Raw genomic sequence first — 3,160 nt, 5'->3', positions numbered from 1 at the left:
GGGTGTGGCGCCCGGTGCTGCCGGTCGTCTGCAGAAGGCGTGGCAGCGCGGTGTCGAACAGCGTCGGACGGGAGACATCCGGGGGGCGCGCGCCAGCTTCATGCTGGCCGCGCAACTGGATCCGGGCAACGCCGGGCGCTGGCTGGTCGTGGCCCATTGTGATCGGCAACTGGGCGATACCGGAGCCGCGCTGACGCATGCCCGACGTGCCTTCGAGCTGGATCGCGCCAATGCGGGGGCCTGCCAGCTGGTGATGGATCTGCTGGAATCCAGGCACCAGATGGTGGCGCTGATCCAGACATCCGAGGCGCTGGATGCGTCGGTCGAGCGGGATGCCGCGTGGCACCTCTCCCGCGCACAGGCCTGGATGGGTCTGCTGAGCTTCAAGGAAGCGGTGCAGGACGGCACCCTGGCGCTGACCAAGTCCGGCGACAACAAGCACCAGCGCGCCAATGCGCTGATGCGGCTGGGCGAGGCGCTCAAGAACATCAAGGCCCACAGCGAAGCGGCCTGGTGCTTCCGCATGCTGCTGGATGAATACCCGCGCTTTCTCGGAGCGGCCATTTCGGCTGCGCACTGCAGCTCGTGGGCCTGCGACTGGGTGCATCTGGCGTCCGACATCCAGAGCCTGCAGACCTGCATGGACCGGGTGCGCGAGCAGGGCGAGCGAGAAACCCAGAGCATCGGCCCCTTCGGCATGCTGAGTCTGACCGATGACCCGCAGGTCCTGCGCTGGGTGTCCGAGCGGTCGTTCGGCCAGCGCATCGACGCAGCGAAGCTGACCGAGCAACCTTGGCGGCCACGGGCGGTGGCACAGGTCGGCGGCAAGTACCGGATCGGCCTTCTGTCCAATGACTTCCATGCCCACGCGACCAGCATCCTGGTTGCGGAAATGCTGGAGTGGTTCGACCGTGACCGCTTCGAGCTGTACCTGTACTCGGGCGGGCCGGATGACGGCTCCGAACTGTGTCGGCGTGTGCGCGCCACGGCGCACTGTTTGCAGGAGATGGCCGAGTGGACGAACGAGCAGCTGGCACAGCAGATCGAGGCGGACCAGATCGCCGTGCTGGTCGACATGAAGGGCTACACGATGCACACCCGCATCGATGTGATGGCCTGCCGGGCGGCGCCGGTCCAGGTGTCGTGGCTGGGCTACCCGGGCACGACGGGCGCTGCCTGCATCGACTACGTGATCGGCGACCCCTTCGTGACGCCGCTGGAGTCCCAGTGCGACTACACCGAGCGCATCGCCCAGATGCCGCACTGCTACCAGCCCAACGACAGCACCCGGACGCGGCCTGGCGCCATCGCGCGCGCGGCCTGCGGGCTGCCGGCGCAGGGATTCGTGTTCGCCAGCTTCAACATGCCCTACAAGATCGTGCCGGAGGTGTTCGAGGCGTGGTGCCGCATCCTGCTGGCCACCCCGGGTGCGGTGTTGTGGCTGCTGGTGGAGTCGCAGGACGTGCAGCAGCGCCTGCGTCAGTCGGCCCTCGGATTTGGCGTCGACCCGGAGCGCCTGGTGTTTGCCCCCTTCGTCGGGGCTGAACTGCACCGGGCCCGCCTGCCCAATGCAGATCTGTTTCTCGACTGCTTTCCCTGCAGCGGGCACACGACGGCCAGCGACGCGCTCTGGGCCGGTGTGCCGGTGCTGACGCTGGCTGGTCAGAGCTTCGCCTCGCGGGTCGCTGCCAGCCTGCTGCACACGCTCGGGCTGCAGGAGCTGGTCTGCCATGACATCGAGCAGTACCTGCTGGAAGGCGTGCGCTGGGCCACCGATCCGGTGGCGCTGGCAGACCTGCGCCTGCGGCTCGAAACGGCCCGGATCGCGTCGCCGCTGTTCGACGGGCGTCGCTATGCGCACGATTTCGGACAGCTGCTGCTGCGCATGGTGGAGCGCCAGGATGCCGGACTGCCCCCCGCGCCATTGCCCGCGATCGAACGGGTCATGTGAGGGCGAATCCGCGTCTGCATCTGATCTCAAGTCCCTGTATGGCCCGGACGATAAGCAACTGACACCGCTCGTCAAGTCGCCTGATCGCCGGACCACCCATCGATCCACGCTCTCCCTTAGAAGCCAACGCATGTTCAACAGCGCCATGTCCACTCCCTTCAATCGTCCGCAGCATTTCGCCAATGCCTATCGGCAGATCGGCGTGGAAACGGGCGTCTCGTCGGCATCGCCGCACCATCTGGTGCTGATGCTGTACGACGGCTTTCTCGAATCGATCGGCCGGGCGCGGGCGGCGATGGCGGGTGGCGTGATCGATCTGAAATGCGTGCAGATCAGCCGGGCGGTACGGATCCTGGAAGAGGGCCTGATCGCCGGGCTCGATCTGGAGGCCGGTGGCGAGATCGCGCAGAACCTGCGCAATCTCTACAGCTATGCGGTGGTGCAGCTGACCCGCAGCAACTTGCGCAATGACCCGGCCCTGCTCAACGAGGTCGAGCACCTGATCCGACCGCTGCGCGATGCCTGGGCGGCCATCGGCGCCAATGTTTCTCACGGGGCAGCGGGCTGAGTCCGGGCAATCGGCCTGCCTGCCCCTGGTACTGAAGTAAAAAACTGGGTCCAACATGTCCAAAGCTGCCACCGCCCGAACACAGCACAGCCCACCGCTGCGCAAGAGCACCCTGTTGCAGTACTACGAGGCCATCGAGCAGGCCAGTCTCGACATGCTGGAGGCTGCCCGTGTGGGCAACTGGGACCGTGTGGTCAAGCTCGAAGGCGCTTGTGCGGTGCTGATCTCGCAGCTCAAGCATGCGGCCAGCCAGGACCGGCTCGCCAGCGAGGAAGTGCAGATGAAGTCCCGCATCATGCAGCGCATCCTGCTCAACGACGCCGAGATCCGCATGCTCGCCGAGCCCTGGCTGGAGGACCTGGACAGCATGCTGGCCGGCCCGCCCCGCAACACGCTGCATTGATCCCTGGCAGGAACGATCCGGATGACCACCCCGACTTCTCCCCCGAACTCCGGCTCCGACGATGCCGCGGTCGATGTCAGTGAACACCGCGTGCGCGCGCTGGTCGAGATTCGCGCCTTGCTCAAGCAGTTCGTCGACGGCGACGTGCCGCTGGCATTGACGACCCCGGACGGCGTGAACTACGCGACCTCGCTCTGGGCGGAAGACCCGCAGCGTGGCGTGCTGGTCTTCGCTGCCG

The 3,160-nt window shown here is 66.6% G+C and carries 4 protein-coding genes; all 4 read left to right on the top strand.

Annotated features, from left to right (window positions below):
* Positions 1–1,951 (top strand): O-linked N-acetylglucosamine transferase, SPINDLY family protein (locus AB3X43_RS06690; RefSeq protein WP_369429084.1); only part of this gene is annotated, 1,951 nt, incomplete at its 5' end.
* A 145-nt stretch (positions 1,952–2,096) separates the two neighbouring features.
* The gene (gene fliS, locus AB3X43_RS06685; protein ID WP_369429083.1) at positions 2,097–2,519 is read left to right on the top strand and encodes a flagellar export chaperone FliS; all 423 of its coding nucleotides are present in this window, start codon (positions 2,097–2,099) and stop codon (positions 2,517–2,519) included.
* 55 nt (positions 2,520–2,574) lie between these two features.
* Entirely contained in the window at positions 2,575–2,922 is a 348-nt protein-coding gene (locus AB3X43_RS06680; protein ID WP_369429082.1) for a flagellar protein FliT, read from the top strand.
* Positions 2,923–2,943: 21 nt separating this feature from the next.
* A partial coding sequence (locus AB3X43_RS06675; RefSeq protein ID WP_369429081.1) for a flagellar regulator YcgR PilZN domain-containing protein occupies positions 2,944–3,160 on the top strand: 217 nt, incomplete at its 3' end.

It is taken from the genome of Sphaerotilus sp. (genome assembly GCF_041083715.1).
Lineage (GTDB): Bacteria > Pseudomonadota > Gammaproteobacteria > Burkholderiales > Burkholderiaceae_C > Sphaerotilus.
The sequence above is the reverse complement of the archived record's forward strand: the minus strand, read 5'-3'. Positions and strand labels throughout refer to the sequence as shown.

Coding starts and splice junctions, on each gene's coding strand:
- fliS (WP_369429083.1), top strand. CDS start 2,097: ATGTCCACTCCCTTCAATCGTCCGCAGCATTTCGCCAATGCCTATCGG.
- AB3X43_RS06680 (WP_369429082.1), top strand. CDS start 2,575: ATGTCCAAAGCTGCCACCGCCCGAACACAGCACAGCCCACCGCTGCGC.